The sequence below is a fragment of the Labrenzia sp. THAF82 genome, assembly GCF_009363435.1.
In the GTDB taxonomy this organism is placed as follows: Bacteria; Pseudomonadota; Alphaproteobacteria; order Rhizobiales; family Stappiaceae; genus Roseibium; species Roseibium porphyridii.
Window position 1 is genome coordinate 4,070,563 of sequence record NZ_CP045354.1, and the last position, 19,974, is coordinate 4,090,536.

Annotated in this window: 18 protein-coding genes; 12 read left to right on the forward strand and 6 right to left on the reverse strand. The window is 55.2% G+C overall.

All coding sequences use genetic code 11. From position 1 onward, the window contains the following. Positions 1-12: 12 nt before the first annotated feature. From FIV00_RS18700 to FIV00_RS18710, 3 genes are all read right to left on the reverse strand, one after another. Positions 13-1,119, reverse strand: a complete 1,107-nt coding sequence (locus tag FIV00_RS18700; protein ID WP_152502173.1) for an alkene reductase — start codon at positions 1,117-1,119, stop codon at positions 13-15. A gap of 102 nt (positions 1,120-1,221) precedes the next feature. Continuing rightward, positions 1,222-1,731 (reverse strand): TetR/AcrR family transcriptional regulator, encoded by a 510-nt coding sequence (locus FIV00_RS18705; RefSeq protein WP_247649254.1) that lies wholly within the window; start codon positions 1,729-1,731, stop codon positions 1,222-1,224. A gap of 202 nt (positions 1,732-1,933) precedes the next feature. Continuing rightward, a complete protein-coding gene (locus FIV00_RS18710) occupies positions 1,934-3,121 on the reverse strand; it encodes an ABC transporter substrate-binding protein (protein ID WP_152502175.1) in 1,188 nt (395 codons plus the stop codon). Positions 3,122-3,471: 350 nt separating this feature from the next. Between FIV00_RS18710 and FIV00_RS18715 the strand changes: the two genes are divergently transcribed. From FIV00_RS18715 to FIV00_RS18730, 4 genes are all read left to right on the forward strand, one after another. Further along, entirely contained in the window at positions 3,472-4,641 is a 1,170-nt protein-coding gene (locus FIV00_RS18715) for a hypothetical protein (RefSeq protein WP_152502176.1), read from the forward strand. 148 nt (positions 4,642-4,789) lie between these two features. Further along, the gene (locus FIV00_RS18720) at positions 4,790-5,269 is read left to right on the forward strand and encodes a hypothetical protein (RefSeq protein WP_209006611.1); all 480 of its coding nucleotides are present in this window, start codon (positions 4,790-4,792) and stop codon (positions 5,267-5,269) included. Between the two features lie 140 nt (positions 5,270-5,409). Continuing rightward, positions 5,410-6,606, forward strand: coding sequence for a lytic murein transglycosylase (locus tag FIV00_RS18725; protein ID WP_152502177.1), 1,197 nt, complete (start codon positions 5,410-5,412; stop codon positions 6,604-6,606). Positions 6,607-6,736: 130 nt separating this feature from the next. Beyond that, positions 6,737-7,453 (forward strand): CPBP family intramembrane glutamic endopeptidase, encoded by a 717-nt coding sequence (locus FIV00_RS18730; RefSeq protein WP_152502178.1) that lies wholly within the window; start codon positions 6,737-6,739, stop codon positions 7,451-7,453. Between the two features lie 20 nt (positions 7,454-7,473). Here the strand turns inward: FIV00_RS18730 and FIV00_RS18735 are convergent, their stop codons facing one another. Beyond that, positions 7,474-8,037 carry a cupin domain-containing protein gene (locus FIV00_RS18735; RefSeq protein WP_209006612.1) on the reverse strand — a complete coding sequence of 188 codons (564 nt, stop codon included), beginning with the start codon at positions 8,035-8,037 and terminating at the stop codon, positions 7,474-7,476. 23 nt (positions 8,038-8,060) lie between these two features. Continuing rightward, entirely contained in the window at positions 8,061-8,765 is a 705-nt protein-coding gene (locus FIV00_RS18740; RefSeq protein WP_152502179.1) for a metal-dependent hydrolase, read from the reverse strand. A gap of 259 nt (positions 8,766-9,024) precedes the next feature. Between FIV00_RS18740 and ruvX the strand changes: the two genes are divergently transcribed. The 4 genes from ruvX to FIV00_RS18760 all read left to right on the forward strand — a co-directional run bounded on the left by ruvX (position 9,025) and on the right by FIV00_RS18760 (position 12,924). Beyond that, positions 9,025-9,510 (forward strand): Holliday junction resolvase RuvX, encoded by a 486-nt coding sequence (gene ruvX / locus FIV00_RS18745; RefSeq protein ID WP_152502180.1) that lies wholly within the window; start codon positions 9,025-9,027, stop codon positions 9,508-9,510. A gap of 78 nt (positions 9,511-9,588) precedes the next feature. Then, positions 9,589-10,515, forward strand: a complete 927-nt coding sequence (locus FIV00_RS18750) for an AEC family transporter (RefSeq protein ID WP_152502181.1) — start codon at positions 9,589-9,591, stop codon at positions 10,513-10,515. Between the two features lie 134 nt (positions 10,516-10,649). Further along, positions 10,650-11,606, forward strand: a complete 957-nt coding sequence (locus tag FIV00_RS18755) for an aspartate carbamoyltransferase catalytic subunit (protein ID WP_152502182.1) — start codon at positions 10,650-10,652, stop codon at positions 11,604-11,606. A 16-nt stretch (positions 11,607-11,622) separates the two neighbouring features. Next, complete coding sequence (locus tag FIV00_RS18760) at positions 11,623-12,924, forward strand: dihydroorotase (RefSeq protein ID WP_152502183.1); 1,302 nt, start codon at positions 11,623-11,625, stop codon at positions 12,922-12,924. A gap of 94 nt (positions 12,925-13,018) precedes the next feature. Here FIV00_RS18760 and FIV00_RS18765 read toward each other — a convergent pair whose 3' ends face one another. Next, the gene (locus tag FIV00_RS18765) at positions 13,019-14,098 is read right to left on the reverse strand and encodes an alpha/beta hydrolase family protein (protein ID WP_173006052.1); all 1,080 of its coding nucleotides are present in this window, start codon (positions 14,096-14,098) and stop codon (positions 13,019-13,021) included. Positions 14,099-14,361: 263 nt separating this feature from the next. On the opposite strand from FIV00_RS18765, the gene FIV00_RS18770 reads away from it, so the two are divergent. The 4 genes from FIV00_RS18770 (at position 14,362) to topA (ending at position 19,933) form a co-directional block, all read left to right on the forward strand. After that, entirely contained in the window at positions 14,362-15,141 is a 780-nt protein-coding gene (locus FIV00_RS18770) for a DUF3108 domain-containing protein (RefSeq protein ID WP_173006053.1), read from the forward strand. A 141-nt stretch (positions 15,142-15,282) separates the two neighbouring features. Then, a complete protein-coding gene (plsY, locus tag FIV00_RS18775) occupies positions 15,283-15,948 on the forward strand; it encodes a glycerol-3-phosphate 1-O-acyltransferase PlsY (protein WP_152502186.1) in 666 nt (221 codons plus the stop codon). Further along, on the forward strand, positions 15,945-17,078 hold the full coding sequence (gene dprA, locus FIV00_RS18780) for a DNA-processing protein DprA (protein ID WP_152502187.1): 1,134 nt from the start codon (positions 15,945-15,947) through the stop codon (positions 17,076-17,078). Before plsY ends, dprA begins: the two co-directional genes overlap by 4 nt. Positions 17,079-17,266: 188 nt before the next feature. Beyond that, positions 17,267-19,933 carry a type I DNA topoisomerase gene (gene topA / locus FIV00_RS18785; RefSeq protein WP_152502188.1) on the forward strand — a complete coding sequence of 889 codons (2,667 nt, stop codon included), beginning with the start codon at positions 17,267-17,269 and terminating at the stop codon, positions 19,931-19,933. Positions 19,934-19,974 lie beyond the last annotated feature (41 nt).

A 19,974-nucleotide genomic window follows, 5' to 3' on the forward strand; every position in this document is an offset into this window, starting at 1 on the left:
ATCTTGTCCCGTCTATTCGGCGGCAATTGTCGCTTCATCCAATGAAGGATAGTCGATGTAGCCCTTTTCATTGCCACCATAGAGTGTCTCGGGATCGAGCTGGTTCAACGGAGCGTCAGCTCTCAGACGATCCACCAGATCGGGGTTGGAGATGAACGGCCTTCCAAAAGCCACGAGATCAAGTCTCCCGCTCTCAATGGCATCGATCGCCGAAGCCCGTTCATAGCCATTGTTGCCCATTCTGACGCCGTTGAAGAGCCCATACAGCGCAGCCAGGTCGCCCCCTTCGGGGATGTCGCGCGGCCCGCCGGTCTGGCCTTCAACAAGGTGAAGGTACGCAAGGTCGTATTCGTTCAACAAACGTATCACGTGTGAGAAGGTTTGTTGCGGGTCGCTGTCGGCAATGTCGTTCGCGTTGGAAAATGGACTAAGACGGATACCGACCCTTGCGCCGCCCCAGACACTTACGACAGCATCCATGACTTCCTTCAAGAAACGTGACCGGTTTTCGACAGATCCACCATAAGCGTCTTCTCGCTTGTTTGACCCGTCTCGCAGGAACTGGTCGATCAGATAACCGTTGGCCGCATGCACTTCGACCCCGTCAAAGCCTGCATCAAGGGCATTTGCCGCAGCCTTGCGGTAGTCTCCGACAATTCCAGGAATTTCACTGACTTCAAGCGCTCGTGGTGTCGGGGTATCTACAAATTGCTCGCCGTCGAAGGTTTTCGATTGAGCGGCAATCGCGCTTGGAGCAACGGGATCGACACCATCCGGCTGCAAAACAGGATGCGAGATCCGGCCGACATGCCAGAGTTGAAGCACAATCTTGCCACCCTTGGCATGAACCGCGCTGGTTACCTTTTTCCATCCATCAACCTGGGACGTGGAATAGATGCCCGGTGTCCACGCATACCCCTTGCCTTGCGGCGATATCTGTGAGGCTTCAGTAATGATCAGGCCTGCCCCTGCTCGCTGGCCATAATATTCGGCCTGCAATTCTGTTGGGGCATCGTCCTCGGCACGGGCGCGGTTCCGCGTCAGCGGTGCCATGACCACACGGTTCTTCAGTTCAATCGCGCCTGCATGTGAGGCTTGGAAAAGCTTGCTGTCCGACATCTTACTATCCTTTGCAGTCTTGTGGTCGGGTTGGCATAAAATTGGAATGATCAGTCCAATAATAGTCGTGAAACTTGTCTGCGGTGTTCCGATCAGGTTGGCTTAAGGTGAAAGCACCTCTTTGGCTTGCTGAATCGTTCGCGTGATCCGTTCGGCAGGTATCCCAGCTTTTCTGAGCGCCAGCGTGCCAATGGCCAGTGACGAGTAGGCACTGGCCTTGTCTCGGGCGGCATCCGGATTTGCGGGATCTAGTGCCTTGGCGAACAGATCTTCGATGCTTTCAAGATGGCGCCGACCAAGTTCGGCGACTTTCTCGTCATGCGGGGCAAGCTCGGTAATGCAGTTGATCAAAAGGCACCCGCGCGGTCCGCCCTTGGGGTCCGACAAGGCCTGCATCATGGCATCGACAACATTTGCATCGCTCGCCTCAGCCGCCCGTGCGGTTTCCGCCAGGCCGCGTATCCCATTGCGGGAATAGTATCCAACGGCCCTTAGAAACAGGTCCTGCTTGCTGCCGAAAGTTGCATAAAAACTCGATCGGCTCAGCCCCATGGCACTGGTCAGGTCATCAAGTGAGGTTGCCTCGAAACCCTTCTGCCAAAAGACATTCATCGCCGCTTCCAGCGCTGCTGCCTCATCGAATGCACGAGGACGCCCAGGCCCTGAAGCCCGTTTTTGCTCTGATGTCGATTTGCTCGCAGCGTTGCTCATGACACTGATATGGACTGGCCAGTTCAGAATACAAGAAGGCCGCAGATTTTTTTTGGACTGACCAATTCAATACTCGTGCAATGCGGTACCGAATTGAGCCAAACTACATGCGGCAAGAACCGGCATACGCGTCGCCGACATCGTCAAAAACCCGCGCAATGGCTTCCATTTCATAAAGCCTGCTGGTTCTGCGCACGCCTTCGACGAGATAGAAATCCTGAATTGGAAACTGGTTCGAATTGAACCGGAAGTCACCGCGAACGCTTTCGAACGGAGCGGCACTGATTGCCGAAATAAGAGCTTCCTGCTCCTTCACCCCACCTGTCAGTTCGAGCGCAAAATGAATGAGCTTGGCGGCATCATATCCTTGTGCTGCATAGACTGACGGCGCGTATTTGTACTTTCGGGAAAATTCCCGAACGAACCTTTTGTTCGCGGGGTTGTCGAGATTGGGTGCCCAGTGAGATGCCGAGAAAAGCCCCTCACCCATCTCTGACGTGATTGGAAGCGTAATTGCATTGATCGTGTTCGATGACAGGAAAGGGACAATGCCCTTCAGTCCAGAGGTGTGAAACTGTTTCACCAGCTCAACACCCATACCACCCGGCATAAAGGCATAAATGGCATCGGGTTCAATTTCGGCGATCTGGTTGAATTCCTCGGCAAAATCGGTCTGACCAAGTCTTGGGAAAAGCTCGCGCGCAATCTGACCCTTGAAGTGCCGCCTGAATGCAGACACAGCATCTCGCGCAGCTTCATAGTCTGGGGCGATTGTGACAACCTGTTGATATCCCTTGAGGCTGGCATATCGCCCCATGGTCTCGTGGACCTGATCATCCTGGGATGCGGTTGAGAAAAAGTACCGGTTGCACTTGCCGCCTGCGATGGGAGCAGGTCCGGAATTTGTTCCAATGAACAGTGTCTTCGACCGAACGACATGATCGTGCACCGCAAGCATCACTCTGGAGAAATTGACGCCGACGAGCACGTCGACACCATTTTCATCTATCAGTTTGGTGACCTGTTTTACCGCGTGTTCGGGATCGAGCTTGTCGTCAACGACCAACACGTTTGTCGCCAGACCTCCAAGTGCACCATTTGATTGCGCGACCGCCAGCATGAAACCGTCCCGCATGTGTTCACCGAAGATCGCAGCCGGTCCTGACAAAGTTGCCAGGAGCCCGACCCTCAGTTCCTTGGCTTCCTGAGCGACAGAAACACTCATCGCAAAGGCCGATGCCACAGCGACACCCATTGCCTTGATGAAGAATTGAGATAACCAGCGCGCCATAATATTCACTTGCCCATTTTTCTAAACGACGGCGCGACCCACATTTCGCATCCGAACGTTCGACTCGCACATATTGTGGACGAGACTCGTTAGGCATTTGCAAACAAGGCCGTGATGCCCGGCATTCACCACAAGCCCGTCACATTTTCCGTAAAATTCCCCAGTGCTGCCCCAATCCGGCCTGTGAACCGACGCATTAACAAAGGTTAATGCTTCAGGTCGTGGTCAGTGCCTGATGCCGTTTTGAACTTGTTGAAGACGGCAGGAACAGGAGTGTTCAGCAAGAAATACCGACCGGGACCAATGTCACCGCTCTGAGCGTACCCGTAGCGCAAACCCGGGAGGGCCAAATGTATTCCGTAATCGCGCCTGCCAATTCTTGCGATATCAGCACCAGCTACAGACCGGACAATGTAACAGCTAAACAACCAAAAAAAGACCTTAAACTCGTCCATACAACCGATACGGCTGCAATTGCTCTTCAAGATCCCGAACCACTGGATGCCAGCAAGATTGCAGCAAAGATCCTACACATGCATGCAACGTCTGAGGATGCGGACATCAAGGAAGCACGGAAACCAAAACTGCTCGATGGGCATGAGGAAGCGGATTTGGAAATTCCAGGCGTGTTTCGCCGGCCGCGAGAAAGTTTTGATGCACCGCCTCAGGAACCGACTGCAGCTCCCCTGTCTGACGCTATCAAATTGAAAGCCCGGTCCGGTCTACAGGACCCGAAATCCAAAATGTTCCTGATCAGCGCCATACTCATTGCCGCGATAGGTTCCGCGGGCTTTGCGATCGGAATGGCAGCTGCCAACAAACCGGTTGAGGAAGATTCCCGACTGGTGACAACCGAAGCGATCTCCGCCGAACCGACCATTGAAGGGCTCATCGCCGAAGACGCGGCATCCCCGGTTGGTGCACCTGCCCTCCATTACAGCGGGGCGACAACTGCACAACTTGAAAATGCGAAGGAGCGCATCCGGCTTGCTTTCGCGGAACGCGGCACCCTGAGCACACCACAAGTTGCACCACTCTACCCGCAGACAAACGACACAATGCCCTCAGGTTCCGAGCAGCCGACGCTCACGTTGGGCGACAATGCAACTGGTGTTGATGCAATCGCCGGAAGCAATGCTCAAGCGGTTACTGCCGGCACCACGGCTACTCTTGCACCGTCAATCACGGAACCTGCATCTCAGTCCGAAGCACCGTTGCAAAAGGAAACAACCTTACAATCAGCGTCTGGCGACTCTCCTGAAACCGCCAGTGTGACACCTGCAACGACGGATGTTCCGGCAAGCGCTGGCAGTACCGACTATCCCAACAAGGGGACCATCACTGCATCGGTCAATCTCAGGAAATCGGAAGACAAGGACGGAACGATCCTTGCTGTTATTCCTGCCGGTACCGACATCAGTTTCAACACATGCGGCACGTGGTGGTGCGGTGTCGACTTCGATGGACAGACCGGCTTTGTCGGCAAGAAGTTTATAGAACAGAAACCTGCTAGCGAATGAGTCATCTATCCAGGTAGAAGCTTGTTAAGCCCTACTCCGTATCTTTCTCCAGGGCTCATCGTCCATCTCATGATGGGCTGTCCTTGACACACTGGAAACGCTCCGGTGGATGACTTAAAAAGCCTGAAAGCAGCTACGGAGACAGATCATGGCTTGCCGCCGATCGTTCGCATTTGCCGCCACACTGTTCGCCCTGTCCGGCCTGAGCTTCAGCCAACCGGCGCTCGCAGACGGAACGGACTGCGTCGTCTATGCCACCGACTATGCAAATGCACATGTGGGAAGCGGAGACGTTGTGGGAGACGCCGTTTCCGGCGGCATGGCAGGAGCTGTTGTTGGAGGCGAATGGCGCGGCCCGCGCGGTGCGCGCCGAGGCGCCCGTGCAGGCGGTGCGCTTGGCGTGTTGGACAATCTCGGATCGATGCCAGGCGGATGGGAAGCACTTTACGATATGGCCTACCAAATGTGTCAGCAGCAGACTTCCGGCGTGAATGCTGACAGTTACCCGCAATCCGGGTTGGCAGGTCCGCGCTCCGATTGCCGGTCTTCAGCGACCGTCAACGGTCATCTGAAACGCTCGCCAGATGGTGCGATTATGGCAGGGTCTGATTTCGGCAATTGCCAGTAAACCTTCTTGCGCCCGAAATCCTGTGCGCGACACGTTTCAGCGCGCTTGACCTGTTGACCTTGCCCGCGAAGCACAGTCAACTAGGCTGGTTTTTTTAGGCTCCGCCGTCTCCATTGCGCCAGAATACGACAGGACTGTTCATGAACCGCCGTGCCAAATTCGCTTCAAAGCTCGCCCTTACTGCCCTGACCGGACTTTGCCTGACAACTGCACCAAGCCTTGCTCAGCAATGCGGCGGAGACTTTCGTCAGTTTCTGGCAGGGGTGAAGCAGGAAGCCGTCGCCAAGGGCCTGTCCGCCAACGCCGCGGACAAAACGCTGGCAGGTGCCCAGATCGACCGAAAGGTGCTTTCCCGAGATCGGGCGCAGGGCGTCTTCAAGATGACATTTCTGGATTTTTCCAAGAGAGTTATCTCCGGCTACCGCATGAAAAATGGCGCGGCCAATATGAAGAAATACGCCGCCATTTTTCAGCGCACCGAGCAAGAATATGGCGTTCCGGCACCCGTCATCACTGCGTTCTGGGCGCTGGAGACCGATTTCGGGGCAGTCCAGGGCGACTTCAACACAGTCAATGCACTCGCAACACTTGCCCATGACTGCCGGCGGCCCGAGCTCTTTCGGCCGCAACTCATCGCTGCCATCGAAATGGTCCAGCACGGCGACCTTGACCCACAGCGCACAACGGGTGCCTGGGCAGGCGAAATCGGCATGGTCCAGATGTTGCCTGAAGACATCATCAAGTTCGGCAAGGACGGAAACGGCGACGGCCATGTCCGCCTGAAGCAGAGTGCCGAAGACGCAATCCTGACAGCAGGTGCGTTCATTCAAAATCTTGGCTGGCGACGCGGCGAACCCTGGCTTCAGGAAGTGGCGGTGCCGCAGAACCTCAACTGGGCCGAGACCGGGCTTGGAAAAACCAAGACCGGTGCGCAATGGGCGGCACTTGGGGTCCAGCCCCGCTGGGGCCAGATCTCCGGCAACCTGCCGGCTTCACTCTTGCTGCCACAGGGCCGCAAGGGTCCGGCATTTCTCGCCTATCCGAACTACAACATTTACCTGGAATGGAACCAGTCCTTCATCTACACGACAACGGCGGCCTATTTCGCGACACGGCTTGCCGGTGCCCCGCGTTATACCCCGGGCAATCCTGATCCAGGCCTGAATGATGCTCAGATGAAACAGCTGCAAACCAAGCTTCAGAGCATGGGATTCAATGTCGGCAAAATCGACGGTATTCTTGGAGCTGGAACTCGTGCGGCCGTCCAGGCAGTTCAGGAACGACTTGGCATGCCAGCAGATGCCTGGCCCACCCCTGCATTGCTCAATCGACTTTGACGCAGGCGCATTTGAAACGGCGCGAGCGACGCGTATAGAGAAACGGTAGTTCGGTCACCCAGCGAATTGGAAGATTGGACCCGCATCGCCAGCTGCTATGATGTGCCATATTCGTTGAAATGGCAGGACTGTGTTTGAGCATGGGTTCCGAAATTCTGACGGTGGCCGCACGGCCAAACCCGGACCTGGGAAAGCCCTGCTTGTTCTTGAGCTTTTGGTGATTGTTGCCGGTCCGATTGCCCTTGCCGGTCTAAGCGCTCAATTGCTCCGGCTCTCGACGATCTTCCTAGTCGCCGGTTACTGCTTTTGGCGCTTAAAGGCCAATGGCGTCGAGATGATCTATCTCGCAATCAATTGGGAAGGCTGCACCCGAGCGTTGCCTGGCCTTCTTGCCAGATGGCTCCTGGGCACTGGAGCGATTGCGCTTATCGTTCTTCTCGTCAGTCCGGACAGGCTCTTTTGCATTCCACGCGCAGACCCTCTTGCAATGGCAGCGATAGTGGTCTTTTACGGGCTTGTTTCTGTTCTGCCTCAGGAAATTGCCTTCCGGGCGTATGTTTCCTGGCGGATGGACACTTTCAATGTTCCCTATGTGTCAGCACTGTTGGTCTCTGCCACGCTTTTCGGATGGGTACACATCATCTTCGGCACCTGGCTATCGGTCTTTCTTGCCGCTGTCGCTGGTCTTTCCTTTTATCGCACATACAGGAAATACAGATCTCTCGCGGCCGTGTGGTTGGAACACACACTGATCGGCGTTTCGGTGTTTGCGATCGGGCTCGATAACTACTTCTATCTTGGTCCAACTTCGCCCGCGCTCGCCATCACTTGCGGCGTCGCGACGTAGCGGCTATCAGCATCGAAAGCTCACTCGACCTTGACCCCGTTAGAACCGGGCGCGGCCTCATCAACCGTCGCTTTGCCATCATCGCCCAACAGAAAGACAGCCAGAATCTTGGCAGGAACGCTTCCTGTGTTTTCACCGCGATGGGTTACATTCATCGCTTCGAGAATACCCTCACCTTCCCGATAGACCTTCTTGCCGATTTCCTCGTAGGTCACCGTTACTTCGCCTTCCAGAATATAAGCGAACAAAGGCGCGTGGTGCTGATGCCAACCAGTTACCTCACCCGGTTCCATGGTGACGATCAAAGCCTTCACCGATGGATTGTCCTGCGGAAAAGTAACCTTCTCGCCTGCAACCGTCAGATCGCCGGAAAACACTTCCTGGATTTTTTCATAAGGCGTCTTGGCGGCACTTTCGGCCTCGATCGCTGCCTTGGAGCCGGGCTTTGCCAGAGGTTGCGACGGAGCCGGTTTTCCGTCCGGCGTAATGGATTTGTCAGCAGCAACAACCGGATTTGCAACAAGTGCCAGCGTCAAACATAAACATGCCGGCAATCCCAGCAGCGACTTCACGGTGATGTTCACTTTCACTTCTCTCCAAATACCGGTTAGAGGCTTATCCCGGAACCGGGCTCCATGCTTTTTACTTTGCCTGAGTCGGCCCCGAGTGCCGAAACAAATGTCTCTGCCGTCTGATCAATAATCGGAAAGGTGCCATAGTGGCATGGGACAATTGCATCGAAGTCAAAGAACCTCTGGCATGCCATTGCGGCCACCTTGCCGCCCATGGTGAACCGGTCACCAATCGGCACGAGCCCGATCTTCGGCTGATAAATTTCGTTGATCAGTGCCATGTCGGAAAAAATATCCGTATCGCCCATATGATAGAGAACCGGTTCATTTGGCGCATCGATAATCACGCCATGCGGATTTCCAAGATAGATCGCTTCACCGTCACCTTGTTTGGATGAGGAATGCAAAGCCGATGTCAACGCAACTTTGAATTCGCCGGTATCCACCAATCCACCACTGTTCATCGGGTTGATGTTCTCGACGCCTTGTCGACCGGCCCACATGCAAATCTCGAAGTTTGCGGTCAACAGCGCACCGGTCTTCTTCAGGATCGCGACTGCATCTCCAATATGATCGTCGTGACCGTGGGTCAGAATAACGTGGTTCACGCCCTCACAAACCTGATCAATCGCGAGCGTTTCCGGAAACGAAGGATTTCCTGTCAGGAACGGGTCGATGAGGATGGACGCATCACCGACTTCGACCTTGAATGCGGAATGGCCGTACCACGTCAATTTCATCTGCGCCGCCTCTTTGTCTGCTCGTATTCCGGGCACTCTGCTTGAGTGCCGCGCGTGGTCATCACGCCCCTATGAAACTTCTTTTGATGTGATTGCACAATGTCCAGCCAACGGAATTTGAGCGCCTGTTGCGCAATGGAACCACTCGAATTTGACCTGAATTAGATGACCAGACGCAATGGTGGCCCCAGCCAAGCTTTCAGCTTTGCGGACCCTTTTCACGCTGGATCAGAGGCACCTGTCCTGTTAAAGGCTCCGCATGGCAAATGATCCCGCGCTTTCACTTGAAGATTTTGTGTCCACTCTTCCTGCAAACACCAGGTTGATTGGCCTCGATCTCGGCACCAAGACAATTGGTCTTGCACTTTCTGACCTTGGCCGCGGCATAGCTACGCCAATGGAGACAATAAAGCGCAAAAAATTCACCATTGATGCGGAGCATCTGTTGAGCTTGTGTGCCAGTCAGAACGTCGCTGGCATCGTCCTCGGTCTTCCTCTGAACATGGATGGCAGCGAAGGCCCGCGTGCGCAAGCGACGCGAGCGTTTGCGCGCAATCTGTCGCAGAAAACCGACTTGCCGATAACTTATTGGGACGAACGCCTCTCTACCGCTGCCGTGACACGGACACTTCTGGAAGCCGATTCCAGTCGCGCAAAAAGAGCAGAGGCAGTCGACAAAATGGCCGCAGCTTTCATTCTTCAGGGATTTCTGGACCGACTGGGGTTTATGGGATTAGATAGCTGACAACCTGCCCTGCCGTTGGTTGAATAGCTTTCCCGCTATTGAACGAGCCGGGCGTATCCAATTCGCGACCATCACAATATGCTGACGACCCTTGCCGCGCTGACGCCGGTTATTCTTGTTATTGCCTCTGGCTACCTTCTTGCACGCATTGGCCTGATTACGGGTGAACAATGGCGCGGCGTTGAAAAGCTCGCCTTTTATGCGCTCTTTCCAGCCGTTCTCTTCCGGACAATTTCACAGGCTGACTTTTCCAGCTTTCCGACATTGGATCTCGGCCTTGCTCTGCTTGTCGCAATTCTTGTTATGGCCGGTATTTTGTTGCTGCTTCAACCGGTTATCGAACGCATCTGGGGAATAGCCGCGACCCGCTTCACCTCCATCTTTCAAGGCACGCTGCGATGGAACGTCATGATAGCGCTCGCGATCGCAGACAATATCCTGGGAGACACAGGCCTTGCGCTGATGGCCGTTGCAATGGTGTTCATGATCCTGCCATTGAACATCATGAGCATTATAGTGCTGTCCCGCTATGCAAGCGGTCCTGCACCGAGCGCTGCCAAGGTCCTCAAGGATCTCTATTCAAATCCGTTCATCATTTCTATCGCTGCCGGTATTGTCTTTAACATCAGCGGATTGACCCTTCCTTTCGTAATCAACGACACGCTTGAAATCTTCTCAAGAGCTGCGTTGCCGATCGGTATAATCTGTGTCGGTGCCGGTCTCGATCTGAGTTCACTGAGAAGACCCGGTCCGGCCCTGACCATGGGAACATTCCTGAGACCTGTCCTGATGCCATTCCTTGGCTTTGGTTTTGCCATGTTGTTCGGTGTTTCCGGTCCGGCGATGGTTGTTGTCATCATTGCCTGTTCCGTGCCATGCGCGAGCAATTCCTATCTATTGGCCAAGCAACTTGGCGGTGATGCCAAACTCATGGCGGAAATCATCACGTTGCAGACATTGGCCGCCACCGTGACTATTCCCGTTGCTCTGCTGATCTTCACGTGACGCCGCAGACAGGAATGCGCAACGCGTCCAATATTTGTCCAATTGTTCAAATCCTTAGCTGACATGTGGACAGCGGGCACGATGCGAATTGTGTCTTGTACAGGAGAGCGATTCCCCATATAGGGATGGTCTCGATGACCGCGACAGATACCCATCGAGACAACCCCTATCCCCATCGTCACCTGCTGGGCATAGAGGGTCTTCACCCCCACGAAATTCTGGGCCTTTTGGACAGAGCCGAGGAAGCTGTTGAAGTTTCCCGCCAGATCCACAAACGCAAGCATGTGCTGGCGGGACGAACCCAGATCAATCTCTTCTTCGAGAACTCAACACGCACCCAAAGCTCCTTTGAGCTGGCCGGCAAGCGACTTGGGGCAGATGTCATGAACATGGCGGTGTCTCAATCCTCGGTGAAGAAAGGCGAAACGCTGATCGACACGGCGGCCACGCTGAATGCGATGCATCCGGACCTGCTGGTTGTGCGCCATCATGCAGCTGGTGCCGTTCACTTGCTGGCCCGAAAGGTCGGCTGTTCAGTTGTCAATGCCGGAGACGGTCCGCATGAGCACCCGACACAGGCGCTTCTCGACGCACTGACAATCCGGCGGCACAAAGGCAAAATTGCCCGGCTTACCGTGGCCATCTGCGGTGATATTGCCCACTCGCGGGTTGCCCGTTCGAACATCATCTTGCTGAATGCTCTCGGTGCTCGGGTCCGGGCAATCGCACCGTCGACCTTGCTGCCTTCGGGCATCGCCAAAATGGGTGTCGAGGTCTTCAACGACATGCGCGAGGGTCTCAAGGGAGCTGACATCGTCATGATGCTCCGTCTTCAGCGCGAACGCATGAACGGAGCCTTCATACCTTCCGTTCGCGAGTACTATCGCTACTACGGCCTTGATGCAGAAAAGCTCGGCTTTGCGCGTGACGACGCACTGGTCATGCATCCCGGCCCGATGAACCGCGGCGTCGAAATAGACGCTTCCATTGCCGATGGTGCTCAAAGCCTGATCCGAGAACAGGTCGAAATGGGTGTGGCCGTGCGCATGGCCGTTCTGGAAGCACTCGCCGCCAACTTGCCGAACAACTGAACCGGGGACAGACACCGTGGCACTCGACACACCAAAACCTCTGGTTCTTTCCAACGCCAGAGTGATCGACCCTGTACGGGATCTGGATGCACCGGGATCGGTCATCATTGCCGATGGCACGATACTGGCTGCCGGACCGGAAGCAGCCAACCAGGGAACGCCTTACGGGGCTGAGATCATCGATTGCAAGGGGGCGATTGCCTGCCCCGGCCTGATTGACATGTGCGTCTCAGTGGGGGAACCAGGCGCTGAGCACCGTGAAACTCTGGCCAGCGCGTCACAGGCAGCCGCAGCAGGTGGCGTCACCACCATCTGCACCATGCCCGATACGGATCCAGTCATTGACGATCCGGCTCTGGTCGACTTCATCTTGAGGCGCGCCCGCGACACGGCAATTGTCAATGTGCATCCGCTTGCTGCCCTGACCAAAGGGCTCGCGGGCAAGGAAATGGCCGAAATCGGTCTGCTCAAGGAAGCAGGTGCCGTTGCTTTCACAAACGGGCACCTTTCCCTGAAAAATGCTCAGGTCATGCGACGCATCATGACCTATGCCCGCGATTTCGACGCTCTTGTTATCCATCACGCCGAAGATCCTGATCTTGCAGGAGGTGTCATGAATGCCGGTCTCAACGCAAGCTGGAAAGGCCTATCAGGTGTCCCCCGTGAAGCGGAAATCATCATGCTGGAACGGGATTTACGCCTGGTCGGCATGTCGAAAGGCAAATACCATGCGAACCTGATCTCGACTTCCGACAGCGCTGATGTCATTCGGACAGGGAAAAAGCGGGGGTTGGACATAACGGCCGGCATTTCGATCAACAACCTCACCCACAACGAGAACGACATCGGGGACTACAGGACCTTCTTCAAGATGTCCCCGCCTCTCAGAGATGAAGACGACCGGCAGGCGATGATCGAAGCAGTTGCAGATGGAACCATCGACATCATCTGTTCAAATCACGATCCTCAGGACGTGGAAACGAAGCGCCATCCGTGGGCGGAAGCTGAAGACGGAGCCATTGGTCTGGAAACCCTGCTTGCGGCGGCATTGCGGCTCTATCATGCAGAACAGGTTGATCTGAAAACTCTTCTGAAGACCATGACCTGCCACCCTGCCGACAGACTGGGTCTTGAAACAGGACGGCTGACAAAAGGTGCTCCGGCGGATGTCACGGTTTTCGACCCGGAACGGCCATGGGTGCTGGAAAAGAACGCCATCAGATCCCGGTCCAAGAATTCGCCTTTTGAAGATGCAAGGTTCTCAGGCCGCGTTCTGACCACCGTCGTCGCGGGCAAAACAGTTTATCGCTACTCCTAGACTGATAGCCCCGAAAACACCGGCCCTCGCCATGCGCAAGGTTCCTCAGTTTCCAAGGCGCCTTGAGCGCACAAAGATGCGCTTTGCCTTTTCCCTATTCGGTTAAGGCCAATCGCTCGGCCACCCATGGGAATGCCGTTCTTTCCAGACGCTCCTCAACGAGCTCACGATGGTCTCCGTCATAGACATCCAGTCTGTGGGGAACCCGTTCTTTGCCCAGTTCTTGCGAAAATTCCAATGTCCCTGAAGGGATATGAAGAAACTGATCATCCAGCCCGACACTCATTCCCAAACCGCGAAGACCGCGAAGACTTTCACGAGAACCTCTTATCTGGCGCACCGGGAACTGATCCAGGTACCGGTCGAGGACCTCACCATCGAGTGCTATTTCACCGCGAACGATATCGAATGGAAAGTCCCCGTATATCGGAGCGGCATGAAGATCGGGACTGAAAGCTGTCACGATCCCCAAGAGAGCGATCGGATAAAAATCCCGAGCTTCCAGTAGCTTTTGAAGGTCTTCGGTGTTCTCAATTGCCGCCGCACGTCGCCAGGCATCGTTACCGAAACTCAGATCTTCTTCGGGCACCAGGCAACAAGGGCTGAATGCCCAAACGACCGAAAAAACATCTGATCGCTTGATTGCCAGATTGAGCGCACCGTAGCCGCCCATCGAATGGCCCATGATGGCGCGAGCTGCGGTGTTTGCTACCGTGCGAAATTCCTTATCAACATAGGCAACCAGGTCATCTGCAATATAATCGGCCCAATTGCCGGTCACCGGCGAATTTCGGTAAAAGCCCCCACCATATCTGTTGCCGCCATTGGGCATTACGACAATCAATTCAGGGATCTCGTAACTGGCGATCAGCCGGTCAAGGATCTTCGGGACGTCAAAATTTTCAACCCAGACGCCATAATCATCAAATATGCCGTGCAGAAGATAGATGACTGGGTACCGGCTGTCCTTTGACAGGTCATAGCTGGGAGGCAGATAAATCGCAATGTTCTGGACGCTGAGCGTCCCGACCAGATTGCCTTTCAAAGCGGGCGCAGGCACTTCAACTTCCAGCACGCGGCCATGGTCTGGAAAAGCGGTCTGTGCCAATGCGAAATTGGGGCTCAGAATCAGGATGAGAGCCGAGATCATCCAACTGAAAATCGACTTTCGCATCCTCACCAACCTCCTCGTGATTATCATTGAGATCTAAGTGTGATTTTCTCCAACACAAGCGGTTGTCAGGGTCTCAGGTCTGCTGAACCGACCCAATCGAGGTGCTCTCAATCCGTTCTTTTACCCTCTTCATCTGCCGTATTCATTGGCGGACACGCGTCCAGACCAGACTGCAATCAAGGCGCAGGATGTTCCAACGACCTGTTTGGCGCCACAATTCTCCAGGATCTTGTGGTCAACGACGAACCGGACTGGATAGCCCTATGCGCTTGTTGGCGTTTTTCTTCTCACTTCAGCTTCTAGGCCTCTCACCGGCTGCAGGAGCGGATCTTTATCTGAAATACAAGCTTTACGCGCTTGGACTCCCCGTCGGGTCGGGCGTCCTTCTGGTGGATGTGAACGACAACAACTATTCGCTGAGCGCAAAAGGCCAGACTGCCGCGTTTGGCCGATTGGTTTCCGATGGTAAGGGATCAGCCGATGTACGCGGTGGCGTGCGAGATCTCAGTTTCCAGCCTGAAACCTACTCACTTGACATCAAGAGTGAGGACGACAGCGGCACGGTTGCCATGACGATGCGATCCGGAAACGTCAAGGACGTTGAAGTCATCCCTCCTCAGGATCGAATGAAAGAACGAATAAAGGTGTCAGCTGGTCATCTGAAAAACGTTCTAGATCCCTTGTCTGCAGCAATCATGCCTGCACCCAACGGGCTGGAGAAAGATAGCTGCAACAGAACTCTGCGTATCTACGATGGCAAAGAGCGATACGACGCGCATCTGAGCTATAAGAGCACGAGGACCACAAAGACAGCTGACCGCCGGTTCAAGGGAAAGGTGCTCGTCTGCCGCGTCCGCTATGAGCCCGTTTCAGGTCACCGGCCGAAGCGTAAGGCTATTCAGGAGCTGGCTGCCAACAAGTCCATGGAGGTCTGGCTCGCACCAGTTGGCAACAAACCCTATCTGGTGCCTCTCCGGGCCGCTATTTCGCTTCCCTTTGGCTCCCTTGTGGTCGAAGCTGAAAAATACAAACTGTCAGATTGAGTGCAGGATCCGATTTCTGTTGGTGATCAACACCCTATTCCACCTGGCAGGCTGTTTTGACCACGATCTCCTTGATCCGGTAAGCGATACCGTTACAGTGCCGGTGCAAATTGCTTCGCGCACTACCTGAAGGAAAACAGCGTGCCTGATCCGATCAGCTGGGAATTCGCCTGGCCCTATTTTGTTGCCGCGCTTGTCTTCGGCTATCTGCTCGGGTCAATACCGTTTGGCCTGATATTCACGCGCATGGCGGGCCTTGGGGACATTCGCAAGATCGGCTCCGGCAACATCGGGACGACCAACGTCCTGCGTACAGGCAACAAGGCCGTTGCAGCTGCGACGCTGTTGGGGGATGGGCTGAAGGGAACTGTAGCGGTTCTGGTCGCTGGTTCGTTCTATGGTCAGGATATGGCTGTTGTTGCAGGCCTCGGAGCGTTTCTCGGGCACCTTTTCCCCGTCTGGCTGAAATTCAAAGGTGGTAAAGGTGTCGCCACCTATTTGGGCATTTTGCTCGGTCTTTATTGGCCAATGTTTCTACTGGCTGCCGCGATCTGGGTCGGGATGGCCTTCGTTTTCCGCTATTCATCCTTGTCCGCGTTGTCGATGACCCTATTAACGCCAGTCCTGCTCTTTCTGGTTTTCCAACAGGCACAGATCGCTGAACTTTTTCTGCTGCTTTCAGTCCTGCTCTGGCTAAAGCACCATGAAAATATTGGCCGTCTTCTCAAGGGACAGGAGAGCAAAATCGGCACAACTTCCAAACCGGCAGCAGAAACGGCACTTGAGCCGGACAATGGAGGCTCGTGAGCAGCTCAGCTCAATATAAAAGCAAGGGTCTCCCGGAGGCCGAGAAACTTGCGTGGCTTCGGCTAATACGATCTGAGAATATCGGTCCGGCAACGTTCCACGATCTGCTGGATCATGCAGGATCTGCCATAAGTGCCTTGGAGATGCTGCCGGCACTGTCCCGTCGCGGCGGCAAGAAGGCGATCAAGATCTGTTCGCCCGAAGAAGCTGAAGCCGAGTATTCTTCTCACCACTCCAAAGGTGCCCGGCTTGTCGCTTTTGGCGAAGAAGGCTATCCGCAGCATCTGATGCATATTGATGCGCCGCCGCCCCTTTTATCAGTGAAGGGCGGGAATGCACTCAGTCAGCCTCGCATGATCGCAATAGTCGGCGCACGGAACGCTTCGCTTTCGGGTCGCAAGATCGCGGCAAGATTTGCAAAAGAACTTGGCGAAGAGGGATTTGTCATAGCTTCGGGGCTGGCCAGAGGCATTGACGCGGCAGCCCACGAAGCTGCGACCCGGTCCGGTACGATTGCCGCCTTTGCCGGTGGCATCGACGTTCTCTATCCACCGGAACATGACCGGCTGCTTGCCGCCATATTGGATGGTGGCGGAACCGCTATCAGTGAAATGCCTTTAGGGTGGAAGCCGCGCGGGCGTGATTTTCCAAGGCGAAACCGGCTGATATCAGGAGTTTCCCTCGGTGTGATCGTGATCGAAGCGGCCAAGGCGTCCGGTTCACTTCACACAGCGCGCTATGCCCTGGAACAGAACCGAGACATTTTTGCCGTTCCCGGCTCGCCTCTCGACCCGAGATCAGCTGGAACGAACGGACTGATACGGCAAGGCGCAGCACTAATAACCTGTGTCGAGGACATCCTGGAGGGCTTGTCGGGGCGTCTTGAGCCCATTCTGCCTCTTCAGCCAAGACTGCTGGAACCGAACAGGCCTTCCCCGGGCGGGGCGGAGCCAAGTGGAAAACTTAGGGACAAGCTTCTTTCGGCACTCGGCCCGACACCGATCGATGTCGACGAACTCATTCGCTTTGCCGAAGTCGATGCCCGTACACTTCACGTCCTGCTTCTTGAGTTGGAGCTTGGCGGACGCCTGGAGAGGCATCCGGGCAACAAAATCTCACTCCTGATGTGATTGGAAGAAATCTCTTGAATCTCAGTGGATAACTCGTATCAGCAGCGAACAACTTGACCGATGTGTCTCAAAGGTCCATTTGACAGGCGACGCATGATCCTTGATCGTCTGCGCCAACACAGTATCTGAAAGATCCCCTTCTCCACCGGGCGGCAGCCCCGTTTCCGGCAAAAATTATTTGGGTAAGAATGAACGTCGTCATTGTGGAATCGCCGGCGAAAGCCAAGACGATCAATAAATATCTAGGCTCCGATTACACTGTTCTGGCTTCCTATGGCCACGTGCGCGACCTGCCGGCGAAAGACGGCTCGGTGCTGCCGGACGACAATTTTTCCATGAGCTGGCAGGTGGACTCCAAGTCCCAGAAACGCCTGACCGAGATTGCAAATGCAGTCAAGGAAGCAGATCGCCTTATTCTCGCAACCGACCCCGACCGGGAAGGCGAAGCGATCTCGTGGCATGTGCTTGAAGTGTTGCAGAAGAAACGTGTCCTGAAGGACAAGCAGGTGGAACGGGTGGTCTTTAACGCGATCACCAAGAAGGCCATCCTGGAAGCAATGGACAATCCGCGCGAGTTGGATGCACCCCTTGTCGATGCCTATCTTGCCCGCCGCGCGCTCGACTATCTGGTCGGTTTCACCCTGTCTCCGGTCTTGTGGCGCAAATTGCCGGGTGCGCGTTCAGCCGGGCGGGTTCAATCCGTTGCCCTGAGACTGATCTGCGACCGGGAAATGGAGATCGAAACCTTCGAGCCGCAGGAATACTGGTCGATCTTCGCCAATATGAAGACACCTGCCGGCGATATGTTTCAGGCGGGACTGACCGGGTTCGACGGCCGGAAGATCGGCCGTCTCGATGTCAAAAACGAGACGGAAGCCACCACGATCAAGACAATGCTGGAAAGCGCCAGTTTCAAGGTCGACAGTGTTGCTTCCAAGCCCGCCAAACGGAACCCGGCCGCCCCGTTCACAACGTCCACTCTGCAACAGGAAGCTTCGCGTAAACTCGGGTTTGCTGCATCCCGTACAATGCAGGTGGCGCAGAAGCTTTATGAGGGCATTTCCATTGGCGGTGAGACCTCAGGTCTGATCACCTATATGCGTACCGATGGCGTGCAGATTGCCGGAGAAGCAATTGCTGCTGCGCGCTCGGTGATCGGCAAGGATTTCGGTGATAAATACGTACCCGAAAAGCCGCGTGTTTATTCCTCCAAGGCAAAGAATGCTCAGGAAGCGCACGAGGCAATCCGACCAACCGACCTCTCGCGTCGACCCAAGGATGTTGCCCAGTTTCTCGACCCCGACCAGGCCAGACTTTACGAACTGATCTGGAAACGCACCATGGCGTCGCAGATGGAATCCGCGGTCCTGGAGCGCACAACCATAGAAATTGTCGCGGACGGCTCGGGCAAGCGCGCTAACTTGCGCGCAACAGGGTCCGTCGTGCGCTTCGACGGTTTTCTGGCTCTTTACCAGGAAGGCCGCGACGATGACGATGACGAAAATTCCAAACGTCTTCCACCAGTCGATCAAGGCGCTTCATTAAGCGCGACTTCCGTCGACGGAACGACAGAAGCGATCGAATCAAGTCAGCACTTTACGACGCCTCCGCCCCACTACACCGAGGCAAGTCTCGTCAAGAAGATGGAAGAACTTGGCATCGGCCGGCCATCGACTTACGCTTCGACGCTGCAAACGCTGCGCGACCGCGATTATGTCGAACTCGAAAAGAAGCAGCTGGTCCCCCAAGACAAGGGCCGGATCGTCATTGCGTTCCTTGAAAGTTTCTTCCAGCGCTATGTCGAATTCGATTTCACCGCGAGTCTTGAAGAAAAACTCGACAAGATTTCAGCGGGTGAGCTGTCCTGGCTCGATGTTTTGCGAGACTTCTGGACCGGTTTTTCCGGCGCTGTCGATGAAATCAAGGATCTGCGCGTTGCGCAGGTCATCGACGCACTGAACGAACTGCTTGGTCCGCATATCTTCCCGCCCAAGGAAGACGGCACCGATCCGCGCAAATGTCCGTCATGCGACACCGGGCAACTGTCACTGAAAGTCAGCCGCTGGGGCGCATTTATCGGATGTTCCAATTATCCCGAATGCGGTTTCACCCGTCAGCTGGGCAAACCGAGCGGCGAAGACGGCGATGCAGATGAAGGTCCGAAAGTCTTGGGTGTCGACCCCGAAACCGGACAGGAAGTCTCCCTAAGAACCGGTCGTTTCGGCCCCTACGTTCAACTTGGCACAGAAGCCAAGCCAAAACGCTCCTCCCTGCCCAAGGGATGGTCCGCGCCTGATATGGACCTGGACAAGGCTCTGCAGCTTTTGTCCTTGCCGCGCGAAGTTGGACCGCACCCGGAAGACGGGAAGATGATAAGCGCCGGTATCGGCCGATATGGTCCATTCGTCCTTCATGAAGGCACCTACGCCAATCTATCCACACCGGATGAGGTCTTTTCCGTCGGCATCAACCGTGCCGTCGATGCGCTTGCCGAAAAACGTGCCAAAGGGGGCGGTCGGCGTGGGGCGGCGGCCACGCCTCTGAAGGAACTCGGCGAACACCCCGACGAGGGTGGTCCCATCAATGTCTATGACGGACGGTATGGGCCTTACGTCAAACACGGTAAAATCAACGCCACGTTGCCAAAGGATTCAGATCCAAAAGCAGTCACCTTGGAACAAGCGCTTGAATTGATCGCTGCCAAGGCCGCCAAGGGCGGCGGAAAGAAAAAGGCGGCTGCAAAGAAAAGCACGGCTAAAAAAACCACGACCAAGAAGACAGCTCCAAAGAAAACCGCGACCAAGGCCAAAGTGGATGCTTCTTCCGACGAGGTACCCTGGGATGACGCCTCTTGAGCGCAAAACGCATTAACACGCGCAAACATACCAAACGCAAG

Excerpts from the sequence above, each read along its gene's own strand:
- FIV00_RS18700 (WP_152502173.1), bottom strand. The coding sequence starts at position 1,119 with ATGTCGGACAGCAAGCTTTTCCAAGCCTCACATGCAGGCGCGATTGAA.
- FIV00_RS18705 (WP_247649254.1), bottom strand. The coding sequence starts at position 1,731 with ATGAATGTCTTTTGGCAGAAGGGTTTCGAGGCAACCTCACTTGATGAC.
- FIV00_RS18710 (WP_152502175.1), bottom strand. The coding sequence starts at position 3,121 with ATGGCGCGCTGGTTATCTCAATTCTTCATCAAGGCAATGGGTGTCGCT.
- FIV00_RS18715 (WP_152502176.1), top strand. The coding sequence starts at position 3,472 with ATGTATTCCGTAATCGCGCCTGCCAATTCTTGCGATATCAGCACCAGC.
- FIV00_RS18720 (WP_209006611.1), top strand. The coding sequence starts at position 4,790 with ATGGCTTGCCGCCGATCGTTCGCATTTGCCGCCACACTGTTCGCCCTG.
- FIV00_RS18725 (WP_152502177.1), top strand. The coding sequence starts at position 5,410 with ATGAACCGCCGTGCCAAATTCGCTTCAAAGCTCGCCCTTACTGCCCTG.
- FIV00_RS18740 (WP_152502179.1), bottom strand. The coding sequence starts at position 8,765 with ATGAAATTGACGTGGTACGGCCATTCCGCATTCAAGGTCGAAGTCGGT.
- ruvX (WP_152502180.1), top strand. The coding sequence starts at position 9,025 with ATGGCAAATGATCCCGCGCTTTCACTTGAAGATTTTGTGTCCACTCTT.
- FIV00_RS18750 (WP_152502181.1), top strand. The coding sequence starts at position 9,589 with ATGCTGACGACCCTTGCCGCGCTGACGCCGGTTATTCTTGTTATTGCC.
- FIV00_RS18755 (WP_152502182.1), top strand. The coding sequence starts at position 10,650 with ATGACCGCGACAGATACCCATCGAGACAACCCCTATCCCCATCGTCAC.
- FIV00_RS18765 (WP_173006052.1), bottom strand. The coding sequence starts at position 14,098 with ATGCGAAAGTCGATTTTCAGTTGGATGATCTCGGCTCTCATCCTGATT.
- FIV00_RS18770 (WP_173006053.1), top strand. The coding sequence starts at position 14,362 with ATGCGCTTGTTGGCGTTTTTCTTCTCACTTCAGCTTCTAGGCCTCTCA.
- topA (WP_152502188.1), top strand. The coding sequence starts at position 17,267 with ATGAACGTCGTCATTGTGGAATCGCCGGCGAAAGCCAAGACGATCAAT.